Annotated in this window: 29 protein-coding genes; 26 read left to right on the plus strand and 3 right to left on the minus strand. The window is 40.4% G+C overall.

What is annotated here, in order from left to right; translation table 11 throughout:
- The 12 genes from BGC07_RS20950 (at position 1) to BGC07_RS17570 (ending at position 7236) form a co-directional block, all read left to right on the plus strand.
- On the plus strand, positions 1–165 hold the full coding sequence (locus BGC07_RS20950; protein WP_158007013.1) for a hypothetical protein: 165 nt from the start codon (positions 1–3) through the stop codon (positions 163–165).
- Between the two features lie 214 nt (positions 166–379).
- Complete coding sequence (locus tag BGC07_RS22805; protein WP_069314354.1) at positions 380–904, plus strand: hypothetical protein; 525 nt, start codon at positions 380–382, stop codon at positions 902–904.
- Positions 870–1334, plus strand: a complete 465-nt coding sequence (locus tag BGC07_RS22810) for a hypothetical protein (protein ID WP_235603484.1) — start codon at positions 870–872, stop codon at positions 1332–1334. Before BGC07_RS22805 ends, BGC07_RS22810 begins: the two co-directional genes overlap by 35 nt.
- Entirely contained in the window at positions 1331–2080 is a 750-nt protein-coding gene (locus BGC07_RS17530) for a hypothetical protein (RefSeq protein ID WP_069314356.1), read from the plus strand. Before BGC07_RS22810 ends, BGC07_RS17530 begins: the two co-directional genes overlap by 4 nt.
- A 307-nt stretch (positions 2081–2387) precedes the next feature.
- A complete protein-coding gene (locus tag BGC07_RS17535; protein ID WP_069314077.1) occupies positions 2388–2684 on the plus strand; it encodes a phage holin family protein in 297 nt (98 codons plus the stop codon).
- 8 nt (positions 2685–2692) lie between these two features.
- Positions 2693–2938, plus strand: coding sequence for a hypothetical protein (locus BGC07_RS17540; RefSeq protein WP_069314357.1), 246 nt, complete (start codon positions 2693–2695; stop codon positions 2936–2938).
- A 78-nt stretch (positions 2939–3016) separates the two neighbouring features.
- Complete coding sequence (locus BGC07_RS17545; protein WP_069314358.1) at positions 3017–3199, plus strand: hypothetical protein; 183 nt, start codon at positions 3017–3019, stop codon at positions 3197–3199.
- A gap of 55 nt (positions 3200–3254) precedes the next feature.
- The gene (locus BGC07_RS17550) at positions 3255–3710 is read left to right on the plus strand and encodes a terminase small subunit (RefSeq protein WP_069314359.1); all 456 of its coding nucleotides are present in this window, start codon (positions 3255–3257) and stop codon (positions 3708–3710) included.
- Positions 3673–5064 (plus strand): DNA-packaging protein, encoded by a 1392-nt coding sequence (locus BGC07_RS17555; RefSeq protein ID WP_069314360.1) that lies wholly within the window; start codon positions 3673–3675, stop codon positions 5062–5064. The genes BGC07_RS17550 and BGC07_RS17555 overlap by 38 nt, the downstream gene beginning before the upstream one ends.
- 95 nt (positions 5065–5159) lie before the next feature.
- Entirely contained in the window at positions 5160–5585 is a 426-nt protein-coding gene (locus BGC07_RS17560) for a hypothetical protein (protein ID WP_069314361.1), read from the plus strand.
- Positions 5582–6046 (plus strand): hypothetical protein, encoded by a 465-nt coding sequence (locus BGC07_RS17565; RefSeq protein WP_069314362.1) that lies wholly within the window; start codon positions 5582–5584, stop codon positions 6044–6046. Before BGC07_RS17560 ends, BGC07_RS17565 begins: the two co-directional genes overlap by 4 nt.
- A gap of 314 nt (positions 6047–6360) precedes the next feature.
- The gene (locus BGC07_RS17570) at positions 6361–7236 is read left to right on the plus strand and encodes a hypothetical protein (protein ID WP_158007014.1); all 876 of its coding nucleotides are present in this window, start codon (positions 6361–6363) and stop codon (positions 7234–7236) included.
- Between the two features lie 59 nt (positions 7237–7295).
- Here BGC07_RS17570 and BGC07_RS17575 read toward each other — a convergent pair whose 3' ends face one another.
- On the minus strand, positions 7296–7643 hold the full coding sequence (locus tag BGC07_RS17575; RefSeq protein WP_069314364.1) for a hypothetical protein: 348 nt from the start codon (positions 7641–7643) through the stop codon (positions 7296–7298).
- 93 nt (positions 7644–7736) lie between these two features.
- On the opposite strand from BGC07_RS17575, the gene BGC07_RS17580 reads away from it, so the two are divergent.
- Entirely contained in the window at positions 7737–9062 is a 1326-nt protein-coding gene (locus BGC07_RS17580) for a phage portal protein family protein (protein ID WP_069314365.1), read from the plus strand.
- Complete coding sequence (locus BGC07_RS17585) at positions 9052–9915, plus strand: phage minor head protein (protein ID WP_069314366.1); 864 nt, start codon at positions 9052–9054, stop codon at positions 9913–9915. Before BGC07_RS17580 ends, BGC07_RS17585 begins: the two co-directional genes overlap by 11 nt.
- Here the strand turns inward: BGC07_RS17585 and BGC07_RS17590 are convergent.
- Positions 9912–10175 carry a hypothetical protein gene (locus BGC07_RS17590; protein ID WP_069314367.1) on the minus strand — a complete coding sequence of 88 codons (264 nt, stop codon included), beginning with the start codon at positions 10173–10175 and terminating at the stop codon, positions 9912–9914. The two genes, BGC07_RS17585 and BGC07_RS17590, sit on opposite strands and share 4 nt — an antisense overlap.
- A 105-nt stretch (positions 10176–10280) precedes the next feature.
- Between BGC07_RS17590 and BGC07_RS17595 the strand changes: the two genes are divergently transcribed.
- From BGC07_RS17595 to BGC07_RS17625, 6 genes are all read left to right on the plus strand, one after another.
- Positions 10281–11420: a head maturation protease, ClpP-related gene (locus BGC07_RS17595; protein ID WP_077217047.1), complete on the plus strand. Its 1140-nt coding sequence runs from the start codon at positions 10281–10283 to the stop codon at positions 11418–11420.
- A gap of 52 nt (positions 11421–11472) precedes the next feature.
- Entirely contained in the window at positions 11473–11850 is a 378-nt protein-coding gene (locus BGC07_RS17600; protein WP_069314369.1) for a hypothetical protein, read from the plus strand.
- Between the two features lie 46 nt (positions 11851–11896).
- Positions 11897–12913 carry a hypothetical protein gene (locus tag BGC07_RS17605; protein ID WP_069314370.1) on the plus strand — a complete coding sequence of 339 codons (1017 nt, stop codon included), beginning with the start codon at positions 11897–11899 and terminating at the stop codon, positions 12911–12913.
- A gap of 195 nt (positions 12914–13108) precedes the next feature.
- A complete protein-coding gene (locus BGC07_RS17615) occupies positions 13109–13531 on the plus strand; it encodes a hypothetical protein (protein ID WP_069314372.1) in 423 nt (140 codons plus the stop codon).
- Positions 13509–13976, plus strand: a complete 468-nt coding sequence (locus BGC07_RS17620; protein WP_069314373.1) for a hypothetical protein — start codon at positions 13509–13511, stop codon at positions 13974–13976. Before BGC07_RS17615 ends, BGC07_RS17620 begins: the two co-directional genes overlap by 23 nt.
- On the plus strand, positions 13976–14305 hold the full coding sequence (locus BGC07_RS17625; protein WP_069314374.1) for a hypothetical protein: 330 nt from the start codon (positions 13976–13978) through the stop codon (positions 14303–14305). Before BGC07_RS17620 ends, BGC07_RS17625 begins: the two co-directional genes overlap by 1 nt.
- On the opposite strand, the gene BGC07_RS17630 is transcribed toward BGC07_RS17625, so the two are convergent.
- Positions 14294–14770 carry a hypothetical protein gene (locus tag BGC07_RS17630; RefSeq protein WP_069314375.1) on the minus strand — a complete coding sequence of 159 codons (477 nt, stop codon included), beginning with the start codon at positions 14768–14770 and terminating at the stop codon, positions 14294–14296. The genes BGC07_RS17625 and BGC07_RS17630 overlap by 12 nt on opposite strands.
- Before the next feature lie 26 nt (positions 14771–14796).
- On the opposite strand from BGC07_RS17630, the gene BGC07_RS17635 reads away from it, so the two are divergent.
- From BGC07_RS17635 to BGC07_RS17660, 6 genes are all read left to right on the plus strand, one after another.
- Positions 14797–15183, plus strand: a complete 387-nt coding sequence (locus BGC07_RS17635; protein ID WP_069314376.1) for a hypothetical protein — start codon at positions 14797–14799, stop codon at positions 15181–15183.
- Entirely contained in the window at positions 15173–15700 is a 528-nt protein-coding gene (locus tag BGC07_RS17640) for a phage neck terminator protein (RefSeq protein WP_069314377.1), read from the plus strand. Before BGC07_RS17635 ends, BGC07_RS17640 begins: the two co-directional genes overlap by 11 nt.
- Positions 15687–16712, plus strand: coding sequence for a DUF3383 family protein (locus BGC07_RS17645; protein ID WP_069314378.1), 1026 nt, complete (start codon positions 15687–15689; stop codon positions 16710–16712). The genes BGC07_RS17640 and BGC07_RS17645 overlap by 14 nt, the downstream gene beginning before the upstream one ends.
- Before the next feature lie 8 nt (positions 16713–16720).
- The gene (locus BGC07_RS17650) at positions 16721–17143 is read left to right on the plus strand and encodes a phage structural protein (protein WP_069314379.1); all 423 of its coding nucleotides are present in this window, start codon (positions 16721–16723) and stop codon (positions 17141–17143) included.
- Between the two features lie 3 nt (positions 17144–17146).
- Positions 17147–17599: a hypothetical protein gene (locus BGC07_RS17655; protein ID WP_069314380.1), complete on the plus strand. Its 453-nt coding sequence runs from the start codon at positions 17147–17149 to the stop codon at positions 17597–17599.
- Between the two features lie 108 nt (positions 17600–17707).
- The coding region (locus tag BGC07_RS17660; protein WP_158007015.1) for a tape measure protein at positions 17708–19224 on the plus strand (1517 nt) is incomplete at its 3' end.

Here is a 19224-nt window from a genome sequence, read left to right on the forward strand (position 1 = left end):
ATGAATAAGAAAATCAAGGCGACCGGAGCGATTAGAAGCGCGGCACGTGCGGCAAGAATGGGTAAAAGTCAGCCCGCATGGAGTGATAATTTTTTAGAAAAGTTTCATATCGAATCAGAAGCAAGGAAAACCGATAAGTTAAAGGCAATGCGCTACAATAGATGAAATATACCATTGTCTTTGATGTTTGTTTTTTTAAAGGTCGAAAACTAGGTGTTTAGGATTGTGTGCGAAGAAGGATTTAAGAGCAAAAAAAAGAGCCTACTTGAAGGAAGACTCTTAGTTGATCAGTGCAAACATCGTGATAGTTAGGAAGTACCGCGATTTATGAATTTTATCTTAACAGAGATAGTTTGATAAATGAAGAAGGTCGCTGCATATGAAAAAATTTATTACTTATCCGAGTTCTGGTATGTTTCCAGAGCATGAGCCTCAGCCAATTGTTGTGGAAGTTGGTTATTCTAGAGTCAGGTTTATTCCAACCTCACCTCAGGCAATAGAGTTTATTGAAAGTCAGAAAATTACATGCCCCCACTGCAATAGCAAATTAAAATTAACTTACAAAGAAGATAGCTTTGAAATTGATTGCTCTATTGGCGAGGTTGAGGGCAGCTTCAATGGTGAGTTGCCGCTTAAAGAGCTTTTTGCTTTGTCATTGTTTTTTGATGTTGATTTTTTCTCGTGCTTATCTTGCCGTGAAGACTTCACCATTAAGCTTGATACTTTAGGTTCTACTCTGGTTGTAGGAACGGATTTTGGAAAGGAATATTACCAGAATGAAAAGGAGTGCCAGAAGATACAAGCCGAATTGGAGAAGCGGTTACAACCTCAAACAGTGGCACGCCAGGGTATTGAGGAACATGCATCTTTTGAGAAAAGTCATTATGCTCCCAATAATCAATAGCAAGCTGTTTAGGCTCCTTTCCAGCAACAGGTGGACTGTCTTTAGTTGGTGGGAGACAACAGTAATTACCGATGTGAAGTTCTTTATCTGTTTGGCATATTGCGGCTTCATAAATGTATTGATATTGATCAAAACAATTGAGTCGGAGATACAGAAGCATTTCTGGTATTGTTCTACAAAGGAAGCAGCAGTTAAGCCTACTTGGTTTCTCAGGATAGTTAATTTTTCTAATTTCTTCGAGCAGCATTTCACGTTCAAACAGTGGGTGGTTTCTGCCGTGATGCTGGATGATGTTTCCATAATTGCCGGGAAGTATGGTGCTGCCAATTTCCAGTGGAGTAGGAGAGGAATGATAAAAGACTTCGTCCATAAAATTGTCCGTGTGAATACAGTTAAGTTAAGAATATTATCAAAGGGCGGTAAGCAATGAAAGCAGAGACAGTAGTAACAGCATTTTATGAGAAAACTAGTAAGTTAGATGGTATGCCTTTTCACAAGGCGCACAATGGAATTACTCGCCCCGAGATTGGCGCATCACTGGCATTTGCTGAGCGCATGGCATCGCTGGCGTTTCAAGTGAGGTATTTGAATGAGCATCGCTATATTCCAGAGTTAAAAAGGCGGTTATTGTCTGCTATTCACAAAATGTTCAATCTTAGGGAAGAAACCGCTAGGAAGTACGCAGCACTGGCGATTCAGGAAGTGTGTTTAAGTGATATGTGTAAGAAGTGTGAAGGGAGAGGAGTTGTGCCGAGTCAATACAAGGTTAGGAAAATCGCTAAAGTAAAAGAAGCGGATGAGCTGTGGCGTGCTATTGAAATTGAGTATAAGAAATACGCACATAACGATAAGCTAAGCGGTGATTTAGTTTCCTATGGCAAGAAGGTTAAACATTTAGCTAGTAAATACAGTGTGACGAGTGGAGAGATATTGCGAAAGGTTCAGGGATGGATAGAAGGTAAACCAAGTGTAGAGAAGAAACCTAAGCTTATTGCAATGAATTATGATCGTGAGTGTAGTGCGTGTAATGGTACTGGTTATGGTCGGATGTTAGATAAAGAGAGAGCAGAGTTTTTAGAGGTAGCAGGTCCAACTTTCAAAATTAAACATAAAGAGCGTTATGGCAAGGTATATCTGAGGTTGAGGGACTCATTGCAGAGTATAAAGTGTCATTAATATTTAGGGGGTGGAAAAAAAGATTTGCAAAGGGCTAATTTTTGCGTTAAATTTAGAGCCTAAATTGATAGTATAGACATACTGCACTTCAAAGAAGACCAGCCATTCAGAGCTGGTTTTTTTATGCCTAAAATTTATTCAAGGAGTAAACGTGTATATTGATGAGGAAATAGATAAATTTCAAAGAAAAATGATATTTTCCAGTGCTGTAGTGATTGTATGTAGCAGTATATCGCTTGTGTGCAACCTGGGTCTTTTGTTTTTTAGCTGAAGTTTTTAGGGGGCGGATTAGCCCATTTAAAAAATTATGATTGATAATGACCATATCTTAAAGTGGTTTGGTCTGTTGGTTCTGTGCTGGTTCGGCGCAATTGCTCATTACATTAAATATTTAAGCGAAACGAAAGAGAAATTTGCGGCAATCGATTTTATTGCTCGCTTGCTTTGCTCTGCCTTCGCTGGCGTTATAACGCATTATTTTTGTGCGGCAATTAATTTGAACGATGCAATGACCGCAGGCTTGATCGGATTGTCGGGCTATATGGGCGCTGAGTCGATGCAGCTTATATCGAATATTGTTAAGAGTTATTTTGCTCGTAAATAGGAAAATAGATGAGTGCTTCATTTATTAAATTTTTGATTCAGATTGTCGGAAAAGTATTTGTATTCTTTTTTGCTATGCTGCGACGGCAAAAGTTAGAACAGGATAGAAAGAAGGAACAAGCGGAATATGACGACCTTCAAAAAGATACTCTTAGTTGGTGGAGCAAGCATTTTAATCGTGGGATGCAGCCCCGTGACAAGTACAATGCCATTGAAACCAGTCAAGCCAATGCTACAGCCGATAGGAAACAGTAGCGGCGGTGTTTGTTTTGACAGAGCCGACAGCGTGAAGCTCGGCAGATATATTTTAGATTTAGAAAGTGGATATAACTAATGGAACTCTCAGCAGAACAAAAAGTAAAAAATAATATGCTCAACTTATCGTTTGATTTGAAAGTACAGTTTGACGCGCTTAAAGAGTTTTATCCCGATCACTGCCAAAAATTAGGTAAGGCCAATCGCTTACTGAATGCGGCTTTAGACATGGCTATTGAAGTTTTTTCTCAAAAAATTTGAAAAAACGCCAAGAAATTTCAAAAAAACACGAAAAAATGATTATTTTTGATGAAAAATGGGTAAATTATCGCCAAAAAAAGAGCGTTTTGTTGAAGAATATTTAATTGACCTTAATGCGACTCAAGCGGCTATTCGTGCAGGGTACAGCGAAAAAGGAGCGAGGCAGCAAGCACACAAATTGCTGACAAAAGTTGACATAAAAAAAGAAATCGCCGAAAGAACCAAAAAGGTTAACAAAAAATATGCCATTGATCATGACAGTATTCGCCAAGAGTTAGCGAGCCTCGCCTTTATTTCTGTGTCCCGACTAGGTGATAAAGAAACAGGCATCAAAGCCCAAGACAAGATAAAAGCTTTAGACTGCTTGGCGAAAATGGAAGGCATGTATATTCAGAAGGCAGAAACCGAAATCACCCTCAACCCACAAACAGCGATGGAGAAGCTGACAGAGCAACTCTTTAAGGCAAAGGAAAATGACAAGCAAAATAGCGACGATAACGAGACCGCCTAATACGGGCCAAAGCTGGCTAGAGTATTTAAAATCATTATCGCCAGATTTAAGAAGGCGATTTTTAGAGCCACTGACCGAAGCGCAAGCCGAGTTCTTTTTAAATAGCTGGGTATTTAACGCCCGAGAAAAACAGTTCGCTCCTGATGGTTTGTGGGATACCTGGTTTATTCTCGCCGGTCGTGGATTTGGCAAGACACGCTCCGGTGCCGAGTGGGTGCTGGATGGCATTACCAATGATGAGGCTGAACGAATTGCGCTGGTAGGGTCCACTAGAGAAGATGTCAGGGCCACTATGATTGAGGGCGAGAGTGGTATTTTAGTTCGTGCCGAAGCTCGCAAGATTAAGTTCGATTATAATAAGAGTCGGCTTGAAATTAAGTTTCCCGATTACAATGCACTCTGTGCTGGCTTCTCTGCGGAAAAACCCGAGCGCTTGCGTGGTCCTCAGTTTCACTGGGCGTGGTGTGATGAATTAGCCGCCTGGGCGCGAGATAAAGACACCTGGGACATGCTGCAAATGTGTACCCGTTTAGGGGAGAATAACCGCGTTTTAGTGACGACGACACCGAAGCCTAGACCACTCATTAAGCAGCTTGTGAAAGACCCTAAAACGGTGATTAGTAAGGGTTCTACCTTTGAAAACTCGAACAACCTATCGTCTGCCTTTGCTGAGAAAATGCGTGAGAAATACGAAGGGACGCGCTTAGGTCGCCAAGAGTTAGAGGCCGAGATACTGGATGATAGCGCTGGGGCGTTGTGGACGTATGGCCTCATAGAAAATCAACGAACACATGAACGGCCTGAATATTTCCAACGTATCGTTGTTGCGATTGACCCCTCTGTCACTGCCACAGAAGAGAGTGACGAGTGCGGTTTGGTTGTGGCAGGTATTGACCGTGAGGGTAAAGGATATCTGCTTGAGGATGCCTCAGAAGTGATGTCACCGCTAGAGTGGTGCCAGAAGGCCGTGGACCTTTATAAGAAATGGAGTGCTGATCTTATTGTGGCCGAAGTAAATAATGGCGGCGACTTGGTGGAAAGTATGGTGCGCTCGATTGATAAGAATATCTCCTATAAAAAGGTGCATGCGACCAGAGGTAAGGTGATAAGGGCTGAGCCAATAGCGAATTTATACACACAAGGTAAGTGCTATCACCTGGGTTGTTTTCCTGTGTTGGAAGATCAGCTTTGTACCTGGACTCCCGATGACCCGGATTCGCCAGATCGATTGGATGCGTTGGTTTGGGCTTTTACTGAACTGATGATCGACAGCATGGATGTGCCCGATTTGGGTGGGATTAACTTTAAAAGCTTGGCTGAGAAAAGTTATAGGAAGAATCCGTTTGGGTTTTGAGTGACTTTCAGTGGTATTACAGTTATGGAGTGGGTGGATTATATATAAAGTAATAATTGTTTTGTTAGTTTTTTGTTAACAACGGAGTTAAGTAAATGCCAAATGTAAATGAAATGAGAGAAAAATTACTCCATATATTAGAAAGAAAATATTCTTATCCTGATATTCTTAGTGAAGATTGTGTTTCCAGTTTTACAGATGAGCAGATAGAAATTCTTCTTAATGCAGTTGAACTAGGAGTTATAAGTAATGAAGTAGAAAAAAAGGTTCCAGATAATCTTTTTATAACAACAAACGAATTGGAGCTCAGGAAATTCTTGTCCAGGAGTCTCTTTGCAAATCTACGAAATGATACTCACTTGTTCGATAAAATTAAAACCGCTGTGGACGAGGCCAAGGCCAAGGCCAAGGCCGGATTTGAATCAAATGCTTCTTCAATAGGAAAAACTAGTGATGGAGATACAGATGGCTCATATAGTGTAGAGTTATCTGCAGTAGAGGATCCTGCCATAAAAAAATGAAAGAAGCACTCAATAATATTGAAGACTCTTTAAATAAGCTAAAAAATTATAAAAATAATCTTGAAGGAATACATCAAGCCGAAATGGAAAGGAACCGTAAAACTAACGCCAGGATGTTTATTGACTCTGATCCTAAAATAAAAGCGATAGAAAAAGTGGTAGAATATACAGAGGGTAAAATTAGTGAATTCAGAGCAGGCAATACTTCAGCCTTTAAAAATTTTAAAATTGATCCTGAAGTGAAGAGAACTTTGGAATCAGACAAAACTACGGCTAAGTTGGTTCGTGCTATTGCAATCAATGTGGTTACTTTAGGTGCTGCTGCAGTATGCACTCGAATTAATACTAGAAAGGATGCAAAGAGCTTTTTGCCATTCTATAATTCTGAATTTTCTAAAAAAGTAGCATCGCTAGAAAGTAATTCAGCGAAGGTGGCAACTGCAGCTCGTTCTCTGGGATAATAAGAAATCTCATATTTTGTGCGTTACTTTCGATAACGGATCTTATCGAAAGTAACTTTATAAAGGAAATATAAAGGAATTCACCGCTTATTTGTCTTTCGGGATAAAAGGGTATGAACCTGAGAGTCATCAACAGGTTCAGCCAAAAGTGCTATCAAATCAAAATTCAGTAAATTTACCTAATATTGGTGACAAATTGACAATTTTGAGCGTCTAAAACTGGAGTTTTCATCATTTTCAGAAGTAATGCGGTTACTAATTTTTTTTAAATTGTTTCCAATAAAACTGAATCATAAATTTGGGGGATGAAAGCAATGGCTGGTGAAAATAATTTTGAAAGAATGAAAGAGGCTTTAAGTTATGAGAATTTTAAATTCTTTTTAGATAACTTTTCTAAACATTACTCTTTCCATGAACACTTTCAGTTTATTACTGATGTATCTAAATTGACAGAAGGGGATATGAAAAACCCGAAAGTAATGGATAATCTAAAAAGAAAGTATTTTCCAGACGACTCTGATTCGAACTCTAGGCTTCCAGATGATGTAACGCCATTAAGTGATATTGATGACAGAATTTATCAAGAAATAAGGACTTGCGAAGACTGTGAAAGATTCTTCAATATGCTAACAGTCGCAGCTGAACAGTCTTCTGATTTTCTTATTAAGCAAATTAATAATTCAGAGTATAAATTGTACGATGGTTATGTTGCAAACAATGACCAAGTAAGTCACATTGATACATCAAAACCTGAAGGAAAAAAATTTAAGAGAGTATGCAGAGGCGCTCAAATTGAATGCGCCAACTGTATCTTAGATGATAAAGAAAATAAAGAAAATAAACAGGCTGCAGATGAATGTTTAGAAGAGATAAAAGCAATAGTTATTAATACTGAAAAAGGTAGGAAGAAAGAAATCGAAGAAATCAAGAAAAGTGCAGAGCAAAACCCATTTTGTTTGAAAAGATTTAGTAAGGTTTTATTAAAAGTTTGTGCAGCTGCAGTTGTGGTTGCTGCTGGTGTTGCTATCGGGGGACCAGTAGGCGTTGTTATCGGGGGGGCTGGTGGAGCGTTATTATTAGCTAGTGCGGTTGCTGATTTTAAATGCCCTACTACGCCTTTCTTTAATAAAAAATCTGCAGATAATACAGAGCCGACCCCTAGTGCTTCACATACAGTGTCTCCTCGATAAAACCTATTTGGCACTTCTTTCAAATTGGAAGAAGTGAACAAATGAAAGATTGGTCATCTTCAATGTAGAACTGAATTATTTAATTCAGCTTTTATAATGTATTTTTTGTTAGGTTTATCCGCACTATTTAGCTTTGCTATACTCTTAATTTGAGATGACATAGATTTATAAATCTTGTTTTTTATCTCTGGTGCTGTTTCGCAAGAAAAAAAATCTTCACACACATCCATACTGCTTTTAAAGCATGAAATAATGAGCGTCTGCAAAACAGATGCCATATAAAAAGCTTTGTCATCTTTTGTTTCTAGAGATGCAAGCCTTAATTGAGAGTTTTCCAATAAAAACTCAGAAACCTCACTTATCGTTTCGCTAACTAACCTCAAAATCTTATCTTGTTTCTGACTCACTATAATAAAACCTTTAATTAAATTGATATTGACGATGAAATAAATGATTCAGTCTGTATTTTAACGTAATTAATATCTTTATTGGAATTAAGAATGAATTTTTTCTCCAAGCTAAAAAGCACCCTGACACCTAACAAAATCGACGCTAAGCCACAAACTCCCCCAGCGCCTCAAGGGTTTACAGGGCTTAGAGAAGTCGGCGGCAGAGTGACAGAAGAGTTTTTAACACAGCTCCAATTTCCCGATGGTATTACTATATATAAGGAGATGCGTGATAACGATGACACCGTAGGCGCGGCACTTTTAGCAATTGAGCTTCTGATTCGCAAAGTAAAATGGAAAGTCATCGCTGCCGGAGTTAGTGCTCAAGACGAAGCAAGGGCAAATTTCCTCGAAGAATGTAGAGGCGATTTGTGCAAGCCCTGGGCTGAGGTGATCAGTGAAATACTCGACTTCTTGCCTTTTGGTTTCAGTATTCATGAGCCAGTCTATAAGGTCCGCCAAGGCCGTAGAGGAAAACGACCCTCACAATACAACGACAATAAAATTGGCTGGCACGACTTAGAAACACGTTCACAGGATACAATAATAGAGTGGATTTTTAACGAAGACACCGAAGAGTTACAAGGCTTCTTGCAGATGTCACCGACCTCTGGCAAGCAGTGTGAAGTCGATATTAACCGCGTTTTATTGTTTCGGACCACGAGCAAAAAAGGTAATCCCGAAGGCCGTAGCATCCTTAGAAATGCCTATCAGCCTTGGTTTTATAAGAAGAACCTAGAAAATCTTGAGGCCATTGCAGTCGAACGTAATTTTGTGGGGTTGATGAAATTCGAGCTACCGCCTGAATATTTGAGCTATGATGCGTCACCGGATCAGAAAGCAGTTGTTGACCATTTACAAACGTTGGGTGCGAACATCAGACAAAATGAATCATCTTATTTGATCATGCCGCAGCAATATGATCGTGATGGTAATAAATTATTTAACGCCGAACTTATGACGTGCCAGGGCACTAGCAATGTTGATCTATCCGGGCCGATTAATCGTTACGCTTATTCTATTTCTCAAACCATGATGACTGAGTTCCAGCAAATCGGTAAAACCGCCGTTGGAACTTCAAGCCATGCTGAAAATAAGATCGAGCTATTAAAGGATAGTATCTCTGCTTATCTCGATATGATCAAAGGCGTGTTTAATTCGCATGCAATACCGCGCTTGTTTGATTTAAATGGTGATCTTGCCGAAGAACTGCCAACACTGGACTATGAAGAGGTCAAAGATATAGATGTCGCTGAGCTTTCGACTGCGCTATCTCAGCTTGTGCCGATTGGTGTGATCTCGCCCGATGAAAGTCTAGAGGAAACCGTGAGAGAATCGTTAAATTTGCCAGCCTCAAAAGAAATTGATGGAAAATAAAGCTCTTTCTACAAATGCACTGATAGATCAGACTAAACCCAGCTTTAAAGAAGCGTTCTTATCAGCAGTCACCGCCGCACATATACACACTAGTGCCAGCGCTTTAAATAAGGCCATTAAAAAAGGCGATTTACAGCAGGTACTTGATGCGGTCGGCTACAGCTATTTAGTAGCTGAATTATCCACTCTCTATAGTGTGGAGCAAAGCGCAGTGAAAGCAGGGGCAGATAATGCGCGGTTTGCCTTACCGGAATATTTAGAAAAGAAAACACCGCCGCTTAATATGCTTGATGACTATGTACAGCAAATTATTAAAGACCGCACAGCCGAACTTGTAACGCTTGTATCGTACGATACAAAAGAGGCAATCGCCGCCCAAGTCAGTGAAGGATTTAGCGAAGGCGAGCATGTCAGGGTGATGTCAGCGCGGATTAAAAGCCTCGTCGGGTTAAATCGGCCGCAGCAAGGCGCGATGAATAAATTCATTGATAATTTGCTAGAGAAAGAGATAAAGCCCGATGTTTTAGACAAGATGATTCTTACCGAATACAACAAAAAGCTTAACTATCGCTCGCTTATGATTGCACGCACTGAATCAAGTTTTGCTATTCATGCAGGCAGAGAAGCGATGTGGCAAGACATGGTACACAAGGGAATTATCAGCCCTCAAAGCAAAAAGCAGTGGCTTACCTGCGATGACTCAAGGGTTTCTAAGTTTATTTGCAGGCCGATGAACAAGCAAACCGTTTTAGTTGGCCAACCGTTTACTACAGGGGACGGTCGGGCGGTTTATCATCCGCCTGAGACACATCCGAATTGTCGGTGTACGGTTGTTTTGAAGCCTGTATCTTAATGCATTATTCGTATTTTTATTTCCGAGTGGCTTAACTCTATATATTCATTTTTAGAAACTAGAGTTTCGTTTGATTTCTTAAATGCTGCTGTAAGGCTTTCACTCGCACAAAAAGCAAAAGGATCTTTTAAAAAGAGTCTTGTTAGGTCAGCGATATATTGATCTATACTGGAAAAATCCTCTTTAGATAAAGCCAAAGCAACTGCTCTAACATGGTGAACAAATATATCGACATCAACTTTTTCATATAATCTTTGCATTTCGTAGTCGTTAGAACTCTCAAATTTTAAAACCACTGTTCTATCATAATTTCAATGTTATTAACACATTCGCCGACGCGGCATATTTCTAATTGAGTAAAATCTATGAGTACAAACTTCAACTTCCTCGCCAAATCAAACAAACAAACCGATGTCATGCTCTATGGCAACATCGGATCCGGCAACGCTAAAGACTTTATCCAAAAGATAAAATCCATACCCAAAGATCATAAAGTTAATTTAATGATCAATTCCAGAGGCGGCGATGTCATGGAAGGCTCTGCAATGGTTGATTGCATTAAAGAGCTTGGAGATCGTTGTGTAGCAACAGTTGAGGTTGTCGCAGCATCAATGGCAAGTCTGCTTGCGGTGTCAGCAAGTAAAACCAAAATGGCGAAGAATGCTTATTTGATGATCCACCACCCTTACACCACAAAACAAGGGAATGCGAAACACTTTAAATCATTGTCTGAAACGCTGGGAAGCCTAAGCAAAAGCATGATTAATGGCTATTGCGAGAAAACTGGCCTGCCCGAAGAAAAAGTCGATGAAATGCTAGATCGTGAGACTTGGATAGATGCAAAAGCGGCAATAGACCTCGGTTTTGCTGATGAAATTATAGAAGGCTCTAACATCCAAGCTTCAATAAACCCTGACGAGTTCGGATATAAAAATGTTCCACAATCCCTACTCAATCCACCTAAACAAGAGGAAACAAAACCTATGGGTAAATTTGCAGAATTTAAAGCACTACTTGAAGAATTAAAAGATGATGAGGAAACAAAGGCTTTTTTGGCTTCTATGCAACAGCCGGATATAAAACCTAAAACCGAAGAAAAGCTTGATGATGTTAGCTCTTTTAAAGCCCTTATCGAAAACCAAAGCGCAATGATTAAGCAGTTACAAGACCGTGAAAATGAGCGCAGACTCGCTACCTTTGAAGCCAAAGCCAAAGAATTCAGCGCATGCGGTCAAGAGATAGACGCTAAAACACTCATGAACTTACATGATAATCACCCTGACACCTACGCAAACACAGTGCAAGCATTAGAACTAGCTTCAAATGTCTATAAAGCAGAACAAAAAGGACTTTTCCAAGCACAGGGCTACTCAGGCGAGGCTAAGCTGTCAGGAAAAAAGGGGGAGTTCCAGGCCAAAGTGAAAGAGTCTATAGGTAGCGGTGTTAGTGAAGACGAAGCTATTATTGCCTCAATGAATGACAACTTATATACAGAACTAGATTAAATCTTACTCCTTTAGCTCTTTTTTTTCATTTATTTTTATTTTCGGAGTCTTTATGTTTTTACAAGGCTACAGTATCGGCGTGCTTCCAGCCGCCAAAGATTTAAGCGCCAACCAAGGCGCAGCAGTTTCATACACAGGAACAGGGTTTGAGTTAGCGCCTGTTGGTGGTTTATGTGATGGTGTTCTACAAAATAAACCAGGGCAAGGTGCAGTGTGCGACGTGATGCAAACGGGTATTGCAAAAATGATTGCCAGTGCAGCAATTACCGCCGGAAACTATGTAAAAGTCTCAGCCAATGGTCAAATCGCACAAGCCGGAGCAGGTGATACGGCAATCGGTAAAGCCATTGATTCAGCAGGAACAACAAACGATATTATCGGCGTAATGCTTATCCCAAACGGCTACGCCATTCCTAAACCTGCATCATAACTTTTAGTTTCTGAACATTTTTTAAATCTAATATAAAGGTAAATATATGAGAACAGTTGAATCTGATACCCATTATAGTTCCATTTTAACATCCGCCAGCGTTTGTGCTGTTAATAAAAATCAAAAGTATGTCCATGCTAATGTGTCGCCTATTCTGCCAGTTAACCACATGTCAGATAAATATATGAGCTATGAGTTAGCAAGTTGGTATCGTTCTCAAATGCAAAAGCGAGCGCCCGGCAACTTATCGGCAGAAGCAGATATTGCATACAACTTGGATAATAGCTACATATGCGAGCAATATGGTCTACGTGTTCGTATCCCTGATGAGATTAAGCGAAATGCTGACAGCATTTTTCAACTTCATCGGGATTATACTGATTTTTTAACAATGCAAATGCTTCTTTTTAAAGAAAAGATGGCAGCCGACTATTATTTCAAAACCGGAGTTTGGGAAACTGAGCTACAAGGTGTAGCAAAAACACCCGGAGACAATCAATTCATACAATTTGATCAAGCTGACTCAAAGCCAATTGAAATAATTAATGATCTTTTGGATGATATGGAGGAAAAATCTGGCGGTTTTCGTCCTAATTCATTAACAATACCTCGAAGAGTTTTCACCAAAATTAAAAACAATGAAGAGATTGTCGATCGTGTAAAATACAGTGGAGCTTCGACAAAAGGCGGTGCAGCTTATGTCACTGCTGAAGCAATTGCCGCATTACTTGAAATCGATGAAGTCAATGTGATGAGTGCCACTGAAAACATCAAGGCTGAAAGTGCTAATAAACAAACAGATTTGAGTTTGAAGTTCATCAATCAGAACTCAATGCTGCTTCAATATAAAGCTAACCCTTCAACAAATGCAGCGATGGCAACAGCTTGTCGGACGTTCCAATGGAAAGGACTACCAGGGGCTAAAAAAGGTCACGCTGTTCTTAAGTACCGAGACATTAACGGCAAAGACTCAGATATTATAGAAATCCGCTCATGGTTTGATAATAAAATTACATGCCCTCAAATGGGTGCGCTCTTAACTAACTGCATTAGATCATCTTAAAATTATGCTTAAACATTATTCTGAATTTAACCAGGCGCTAGAGTTTTGCGCCTCTTCTGCTTTTGGCTTGCTACTTGGTGGCAAGCATTACAAACGAGGTGAGAAAATTAAAAAGGAGCTGCTTACACGAAGGCAGCTCAGATGCTTATTTATGGCTGGAAAAATTGACTACTACAAGAAAAAAGGCGGTAAAAAATGAGTTGGTCATATGATGTTACTCAACTGCAAGCATCAAGTCTTTTTCAAGTGCGTTATTTAATCGGCGACACAAGCGAAAAAGAGCAACTGCTTCAAGATGAAGAAATAAACTTTACTCTTGATCAATACAAAAGCACAGAGCAAGCGGCGGCGGCATGCTGTGAAGGTATCGCGGCTAGGTTCTCGCGCCAATCAGATCAAAGCGCTGGCAAGGTCAGCGATGATCTTTCGCAAAAGTCAGAGCAATATTTAAAGCTCGCTGAAAAAATTAGAAGCCGTGCAAGCTCTAGCCTTGGCGTTGGGGCTTTTTATGCTGGTGGAGTTAATAAAGCCGATGATGTGAAATATCGCTCTGACTCGACGATTAATCAACCCAGATTCATTCGAGGGATGTTTAATGACCGCCAAGCTGGATATTAAAATCAATGATAAATTGCTTAAGAATCTGGAAAAGGCCCTAAAAGGAGCAATAAATACACGGGCTTTAAAAGTTGGCTTTTTTGGCGGTGAGAAAAACGACGATAAAGAGAACAGCCCAACCATTGCCGCGGTTGCAAGAGCCAATGAGTTCGGTGTACCTGAACGCAATATTCCGGCGCGTCCTTTTATGCAGCAAACCCTTGAAGCTCACGGCTTTTATAAGCGGTCGCTTGCCATTCGTTTAGGGCGAGTGATACGCGGCACACGAACCTTTGACGGGCAACTAGTCGCTATCGGTGAAAAGATGGCCAGCGATATAAAAACCACGATAACCAACGGGAATTTTGCAGCAAATGCACCGAGCACGATTGCTAAAAAAGGCTCAGATAAGCCGCTTATTGATTTAGGAAATTTGAGAGCCAACGTAAGCCACAGGATAGATTAATGCGATACCTTCCGAAAAAAACAATCACAATCACACGCTATAAACCGGAGCAAGAAATTATCGACGGCGTTGTTAAGGACGTAATTGACAAAACTTTCAATGTTGATGCTGTTGTCTTGCCTTATAGCGACCATTTAAAACACGACTCAACCGCTTTTAATCGAAAGACAGCGATAGAAATATTTTCAGAACAAGAAATCTATGGGGCTGACATCGGCACAAATCGACCTGCTGACCGAGTTCTTTTTAATGATAAGCAATTTGATGTTGTCGATGTAAAACCTTATAGCACGCACTGGGAGGTTATTTGTATGCAACTAGAGATGTAAATGGTTTATCAGCTGGGAAGTTCCTGTAGTTGCAAGAGTGCTTAAAGCAGCAGAACTTAATGAAACCATCGCTTTTTTTCCGCCCGAAGCTACAGCATTTATCAATTTATCTCCAATACTTTTCTTTTCCTCTTTATTTGGAAAAACATTGACTTTTAAAGCTTCAAGTGAAACTGGTGATAAGACCATTTTTGCAGCAGAGCCGAAATGCAGATGCTCACTTTTAGAAAGTATATAGCCAACACTCAGTAACCACTTTAATGTTGCCAACATAACCATTTCTTTATGGTCTGTTTGCTTCCATTGTTCTATTTCAATAATGCGCGCCCTAACGTCCTCAACACCTAAAAGCACCAAAGCATTTATAGGAACAGCAATGGGGAAGTTTTTATACAGTTCAGCAAAAATAATTGAAACACATTCATGAAAAAGCTCAATATTTGACTCTTCGACCACTAAGTCCATTTAACCCTCAAAACAAGGCAATAAAAATGAAAGCAGATTATACAACAAAAATACACAGTTCGTTAGGCGAAAGCTTCCACACGATTTACAAAAGCAACCAAGGGCACAATTACTTATTTCGTTGCAAAGATGCACCAGAACACACGCAAAAACTTAAAATAGGTGTTGGTGGGTATTGCATCGATGGTGTTCATATCGTTGACTTACTATCTGCATGCATTGACCGACTTTCATCACCAAAAAGCCACAAGATACTATCAGAAGCCATTGCTCAGCTTTACCAAGTGCAAGACTTGTTAACAACGTGTGAAGGTGAAGCAGCATTAAAAGCTGAGGAGAAGCAAAGCGTTGAGAGTTTAAAGGATTGTGTATTTAGATTGTACAAGGAGCTTGGCATAGAAAGTGAACGTTAATAATCTTCAAACCTTCCTACTTAATACACTTAAGGAAAACACTAACGAAACCCTCATACTTGGCTATCAAAAAAACCTAAGACTCGATCAATTCGCCTCACTGCGTTATTACAATTCAAAAATGGTTGGCCAACCCAATGAATCCCCATGCGATGAAGGTGTGCAAGTCACACAACTGTATGAGCTCATATTTTTAATCGAAGCTTTAGGCCCAGATTCAGAAACACGAGCAACGCAACTGGCCTCAACTTTTCGACTGGCCAGCCAGAAAAATAAACTTGCTGGCCAAGGGCTGAAATTTTTTAAATGTGGCCATCTACAAGATGCAACAACGTTTTTATCAACTGATTACAACTCACGAACCAGATTTACCGTGCATTTCTACGCACAAGATGTACAAATCGACGCAACGGGCTTCATTGAGGATTACAGCCTAGAGCTGATTGCTGAAAACCAAGAAGAAAAAATAATCTCAGACGACACAATTAATACAGGAGATAATAATGGCGAGTCTTAACTCGATTATTAATATTACAGTGATTGATGAAACGGGAGCAGTCGCACAAACCGGTTTCGGTGTGCCGATTTTCATCGCAACGCACAGCGCATGGCAAGATCGCATCCGCTTTTATACTGATTTAAAAAGTGTGGCCGCTGATGGCTTTGAGAGCACTTCTAAAGCTTATCTAGCCGCACAATCTTACTTCTCACAAACACCTTGCCCTCCTAAAATTGCGATAGGGCGCAAAGATGCAGAAGATAAAACGTGGTCTGATACAATCAACGCAATTGCTGAGGTCGATGATAGCTGGTACGCCGTTGCAACTGATGATCACACAGCAGACTCAATTGTCGCGGTGTCTGATGCCGTCAATGCCATGACTAAAATCTATGGTTATTCGACCAACGACCCTGATGCAAAAGACCCAACTAAAACAACAGACGCTTTTAGCCAGCTTAAAGCAAAAGCGGCTAAACGCTCTTTTGGTCTTTGGAGTGCTGGGGCAGATTCAACCTTTCCAGAATGCGGATGGATGGGCGGCCAGTTACCACAACAACCTGGCTCGATTACGTGGGCTTATAAGCAAATCAATGGCTCTAGTGTCGATGCTATTTCATCGAGTGCCGAAACAGCTCTAGATCAAAAATATGCGAACTACTACAAAACAATCGCAGGTAAAAATCTGACGATTAACGGCATGGTCGCCAATGGTGAATTTATTGATATTATTCGCGGCATCGATTGGCTCAAAGCGCGGCTGCAAGAAGAGCAATTTTCATTGCTGGCCAACACGCCAAAAATCCCATTTACCGATGCAGGCATCGCGATGATAGAAAATGCCTGTGTCAGTGTTCTAAAAGAAGCACAGCGCCTTGACGTTATCGACCAGTACACCATCGAAGTACCAAAAGTCGCCGACACACTCACGAATGACCGAGCAAACCGCAAACTAACCAACATCAAAATAACTGTACGCATGACGGGCGCAATTCACGAAGTTGATGAAACACTTTATGTCCAAGTCTAGGAGAAACAATGGCCGAATTTTTTACCTATAGTGCCGAAGATGTCATTGTCATTATCGGCGGTATTTCTGTATCAGGCTTTGCCGATGGCTCAGCCGTTAAAATTAAACGCAACACACCGACCTTTAAAAGCAAAGTGGGCATGAAAGGCGATGTAACACGCGTTAAAAGCTCAGACAGAACGGGCTTGCTAACCTTAACATTAAAGCAATCAAGCAATATCAACCAAGCCTTTAGCGCCTTAGCTTTAGCAGACGAAGCAACAGGCGATGGCGTTTTTCCCATACTTGTTAAATCGCCTAACAATTTCACCATTGCCGTTGCAGAGCATGCCTATATTCAAGAATGGCCTGAAATTGATTTTTCTGATGATGAAAGCAATATCGAGTGGCAAATTGCTGTCGCAGATTTAACCCTTAATGTTGGAGCGTAACTGATGAGTGAATTTTTTAAACAATACGAATCAAAAGAAATTGAGATCGATGGTAAATCTTTCTCTATCAATAAACTTATGACAGAGTTCAGCTATGGACTCTATACCGAAGCTATGAACATTATGGGCGCAGTAATGAATAAAGGAGCGAGTGATTTTTCTGAGGTCATCAACTCGATTACAAACGCACTAACTTATAAAAAGGCATTGCTTTATGTTTCTAAAGGCGTGACGTATAGAGGCAAGGCTCTTGATGAGCAAACAATTAACTCACTAGGCGCACCCGTTTTAATTGAGTTACTGATGCATGTCATTAACCATAATATTGTTGATACGCTGGGAAAGCTCGATTTAGAGGGAATCCTGACGCGGCTATTTCCTCAAGCAAAAGACGCGATCAAGTCAGCTCTTCCCTCGACTTCCCCATCCAGTACATCGCCTATGAATACAAACTAGACCCTATAGTCATTTATCAAACATGGACGCTTGACCGCCTGTTTGATGCCATCGAATACCTCGACATAAAACGCCACTACGAAAAGCTAGCCATAGAGGAACAACAGAATGAGCACAGGTAGCATGCTCGCGGATTTCTTTGCGAAATTTTCCATCAAAATCGATGAAAAATCAGTCGAAGAAATGAACAAAAAAACAGAGCAAGCAAAAAACGCCTTAAAGCGAATGGCCGTTGCGACTCGTGAAGAGGCGGCAGCATTAACCTCAATGCACCAAGCCGCCGAAGGTTTAAATAAATCACTCGAAACACTAAAAACCTTCGGTGGGATGTTTGCCATTTTTGAAATGGGCCGAAGTGTCTATGATACTGTCGTTGAGTATCAAGCAGCCTCTAACCAACTTGAAAATGTTTCTGGCTCGATGAGTCAAGCCACTTCACAAATGAAAGATATGTACAACTTTAGCTATAAGCTAGGGTTGAGCATAAAAACAACGAGTGAATATTACGGCCAGTTTCTTCTCCAAATGAAGAACATGGGCTACTCATCATCCAAAGGCACCGTAATTTATAAAGACCTCTTGAAAGCATTTGCAGGGCATCACCTCACGCAAAACTTTCAAGATATGATTATGCGTGACCTTCTCAATGATATGGCTGGCTTACCTAAGTTGCAGTTAGGTATGCTCAAGCGTCTTGAGATTAATAAAATGTTTAACGTTACCCAGCTTGGTGCAAAAGCAATGGGGATGAGCGTTGAAAAATTTGAAAAGGAGGCTCGCCAAGGATTAATTAAAACCTCTCAATTCTTACCTCTGTACGTTCACCAAATGTTCAAAGAGTACGAAAAAGGATTAACTGGTTATCAAAGAAGCTTACAAGCCTCATACAAAAGACTGAGCGATTCATGGTGGCATTTTCTCAATACGCTTGGAGACAATGGAGGGATTAACCTTTTAACATCATTGTTTAAAGGCTTAGACATTGCATTACAAACACTTTCAAAAACGATCAAGATCGATGCAAAATTATTAAGGCAGCTCAACGATGAAGCTCCAACACTAACAACGCTCGCTAAAGGACTAACAGCATTATATATTGCAACCAAAGCGTTTAACCTTTTAAAACGCAGCCCGTTATTTCTTTTGCTCACGACCCTTCAAATGATTGCCTTTGCGATTGATGATATCGAGGGACATCTTGACGGCAAAAAATCAATCACCGGCTCATTAATTAAATGGTTCGGAGATTTATCAGAACTTAAAAAAATTGCTTTAGAGTTAACAGGAGTTGCTGCCTTTTTAGGTGCTGTTTATCTTGCTTATAAGAAAGTAAGTAAGCTTAGCGGTGCTTTTAAAGGCTGGGCTGCTAATAAATTGGGAAAAGGCAAAGCTGGCGGCCTTGAAAACATGGCAACTCGCCTTGTTAACATTGAGGCTGGCGTGGTTAATGTTTTTTCTAAAAACGGAAAAGGTGCTTTAGGGGATGGAGCAAGCATTGACAGAAGAGAAAGAAAAGGCGGCACAGTCGAGCGAAGAACCAACCCTCGCAGCTCGATAAAAGAAGGTGCACCAAAAAGTAAATTTGGTAATTTTAAAAGTGTCACTAATCTTTTTAAAAGCCTTTC

It is taken from the genome of Piscirickettsia litoralis (assembly GCF_001720395.1).
Taxonomy (GTDB): Bacteria; Pseudomonadota; Gammaproteobacteria; order Piscirickettsiales; family Piscirickettsiaceae; genus Piscirickettsia; species Piscirickettsia litoralis.